This window comes from uncultured Veillonella sp. (assembly GCF_934190855.1).
Classification (GTDB): domain Bacteria; phylum Bacillota; class Negativicutes; order Veillonellales; family Veillonellaceae; genus Veillonella.
Genome location: NZ_CAKPTN010000184.1, coordinates 1 through 3,203, shown reverse-complemented (window position 1 = coordinate 3,203; position 3,203 = coordinate 1). Strand labels below are relative to the sequence as shown.

Here is a 3,203-nt window from a genome sequence, read left to right as displayed (position 1 = left end):
AAGGAAACCCTTGTTGCCGGTGGTCCGCTGATTACATCTTTAGCTAAAGAGTATGGAGTACAAATTTTACCTATTGATAGTGAACATAGTGCTATCTTCCAATGTTTAGAAGGTCAAAATCGCGACAATGTTGATTCCTTGATCGTCACAGCTTCTGGTGGTCCTTTACGCACTTGGGATTCTGAAAAAATTAAAACTGCTACCGCTGCAGATTGCTTACGACATCCAACTTGGAATATGGGCAATAAGATTACCATCGATTCTGCGTCTTTATTTAACAAGGGATTAGAAGTAATTGAAGCTCATTGGCTTTTTGGTTTTGATTTTGATCATATTGATGTAGTAGTACATCCACAAAGTATCGTTCATTCTATGATCCGTATGAAAGATGGTGCTATTTTAGCGCAAATGGGTAATCCAGATATGCGTGAGCCTATTCAATATGCTTTGACATATCCAAAACGTGAAGTTTTAAGTATGAATCATCTTGATTTTACGAAAGCTTTACAATTAGAATTTTTACCACCACGGTACGATGATTTTCCTGCACTTCGTTTAGCCTATGAAGTCGGTCGTGCTAGTGGTTTTAAACCTGCTGTATTTAATGCAGCAAATGAAACTGCAGTATATGCATTTTTAGAAGATAAAATCGCTTTTGGCGATATTTATAAAGTCGTAACTTCTGTTCTTGAGTCTATGGGACCGGAAGATGATTTTACGTTAGACAATTTATTATCCGTCGATAGATGGGCCCGTGAAAAGGCTACATCATTGATGTTATAGGAGAATATATGACAACGGCATTAGCCACAATATTTGTATTTGGTTTAATTGTGTTTATTCATGAATTAGGCCATTTTATTACAGCTAAAATGTCAGGTATGCAAGTTGACGAATTTGCTATAGGTTTTGGTCCTGCCATATTTAAGGTACAGAAAGGGGAGACCTTATACTCTATTCGTATCATTCCTCTTGGTGGCTTTAACCGTATTGCTGGCATGAGTCCTGATGAGCCTCTTAATGAGCGCTCCTTCTATAATAAACCTGCGTGGAAGAAGTTTATTGTTATTTCTGCAGGTGCTGTATTTAACTTCTTATTGGCCATTGTTATTTTCTTTGGCCTTAATGTAACTGTAGGTAATCTTACTTACACAAATGAACCTGTTATTGGCAATATCATTTCTGGTAGTGCTGCAGAGCAGGCTCATTTACAAGCTAACGATAGAATTATTACTATTGATGGCAAAAAAATTACTACTTGGGATGAAATTCGCCCTAGCTTACAAGGCACAGCAAATCATGGTGTGACTGTCGTTGTAGAACGGGATGGACAATCTGTAGAAACTACGGTAATACCTAAGCTAGAACAAGATAGTGTTAAAATTGGTATTTATCCTAGTTTTACTCGTGAAACTTATAGTATTGGCGAATCTTTAAGCCTTGCTGTTAGCCGTACAGGACAAACAATAGTTGCTATGGTCAGTGGTCTGTATGATATGATTCGTGGCACTCAAGCTGCTGAATTGTCTGGACCAGTTGGGATTTCTCAAATGGCTGGTACTATTGCTCAATCTGGCTTTGCACCGCTTTTAAGCTTTGCTGCATTCCTTAGTATTAATTTAGGGGTTATTAATCTTTTACCATTACCTGTATTAGATGGTGGTCATTTGATTATTATTTTAGCTGAAGCTATAACAGGCCGTAGATTACCTGCTAAAGCTCTCATGTATATTCAAATGGTTGGTGTTGCCTTAATGGTAGCATTGTTCTTATATGTAACGACTCAGGATATTTTCCGATTACTATAAGACAGATGGGAGATTACAATGATTGTACGTAAACCAACAAATGGTATCTATGTAGGTACAGTTAAAATTGGTGATTATGCGCCGGTAAGTATTCAATCTATGATTACAACAGATCCGGTACATACGGAAAAGGCCATTGCTGAAATTAATCGCTTAGCAGAGGCTGGTTGTGAACTCGTTCGCGTTGCTGTTCCTACGATGGAATCTGCAAAGGCTTTAAAAGCTGTTCGAGCTGGTATTTCTATTCCATTAATTGCCGATATCCACTTTGATTATAGATTAGCTTTAGAAGCTATTGAAAATAATGTTGATGGCTTGCGCATTAATCCTGGTAATATTGGGGGCGAAGATAAGGTATTAGCAGTTATTGAAAAGGCTAAACCTAAACAAATCCCAATTCGTATTGGTGTTAATGCAGGTTCTTTACCAAAGCATATCCTCGATGCTCATGGAGGTCATCCTACAGCGGATGGTATGGTTGAAACTGCTTTAGAGCACGTAAGAATTCTAGAGAAGTTAGACTACCGTCAAATGAAATTATCCATTAAAGCGACAGAAGTACCTTTAATGGTTGAAGCATACCGTAAATTATCTGATAAAATTCCTTATCCATTACATTTAGGTGTTACGGAAGCAGGTACTATTAAACAAGGTACTATTAAATCTGCTATGGGGATTGGTTCTTTATTACTCGATGGTATCGGTGATACATTACGCGTATCTTTAACAGGAGATCCAATTCATGAAATCGAAGTAGGCCGTAGTATTTTAAGTAGCTTAGGCTTACGAAACTTTGGTGCCACTATGATATCTTGTCCTACTTGTGGTCGCTGCCAAGTCAATTTATTTGATATGGCTGGTATTGTAGAGGAACGATTAGCATCTATTAAAGCGCCGATCAAGGTTGCAGTAATGGGCTGTGTCGTAAATGGACCAGGGGAGGCTCGTGAAGCTGACTTTGGCATCGCTGGTGGTGATGGTCAAGGTATCGTATTCCGTAAAGGACAAGTTATCAAGACTGTGCCAGAAGCCGAACTAGTAGATACATTATTTAGAGAAATTGATGAATATTTAGAAAATTTAGATGAGGAGTCTTTATGTTAGCCACTAAATTATATGCACCTACATTGCGTGAGGTTCCATCTGACGCTGATGTAGTAAGCCAACAGCTCATGCTTCGCGCTGGTTTTATGCGTAAAACTGCAAATGGTTTATATAGCTTTTTACCATTAGGTTGGAGAAGTATCAAAAAAATTGAAGCTATCGTACGTGAAGAAATGGATCGTGCTAGCGCTCAAGAAATTATGATGCCTATCTTACAACCTGCAGAAATTTGGAAAGAGTCTGGCCGTTGGAATGCATATGGCGCAGAAATGATGCGTATCAATGACCGTC

3 protein-coding genes and 1 pseudogene are annotated in these 3,203 nt (G+C 38.4%); all 4 read left to right on the top strand.

The window, feature by feature from the left end; genetic code table 11:
* The coding region (gene dxr, locus Q0F90_RS08445) for a 1-deoxy-D-xylulose-5-phosphate reductoisomerase (protein ID WP_296004731.1) at nt 1–783 on the top strand (783 nt) is incomplete at its 5' end.
* A gap of 8 nt (nt 784–791) precedes the next feature.
* Nucleotides 792–1,808: an RIP metalloprotease RseP gene (gene rseP, locus Q0F90_RS08440; RefSeq protein ID WP_296004729.1), complete on the top strand. Its 1,017-nt coding sequence runs from the start codon at nt 792–794 to the stop codon at nt 1,806–1,808.
* An 18-nt stretch (nt 1,809–1,826) separates the two neighbouring features.
* Nucleotides 1,827–2,912, top strand: a complete 1,086-nt coding sequence (gene ispG / locus Q0F90_RS08435) for a flavodoxin-dependent (E)-4-hydroxy-3-methylbut-2-enyl-diphosphate synthase (RefSeq protein WP_296004727.1) — start codon at nt 1,827–1,829, stop codon at nt 2,910–2,912.
* Nucleotides 2,906–3,203: pseudogene (locus Q0F90_RS08430) on the top strand (proline--tRNA ligase); the annotation flags it as partial. The gene ispG and the pseudogene Q0F90_RS08430, both read left to right, overlap by 7 nt.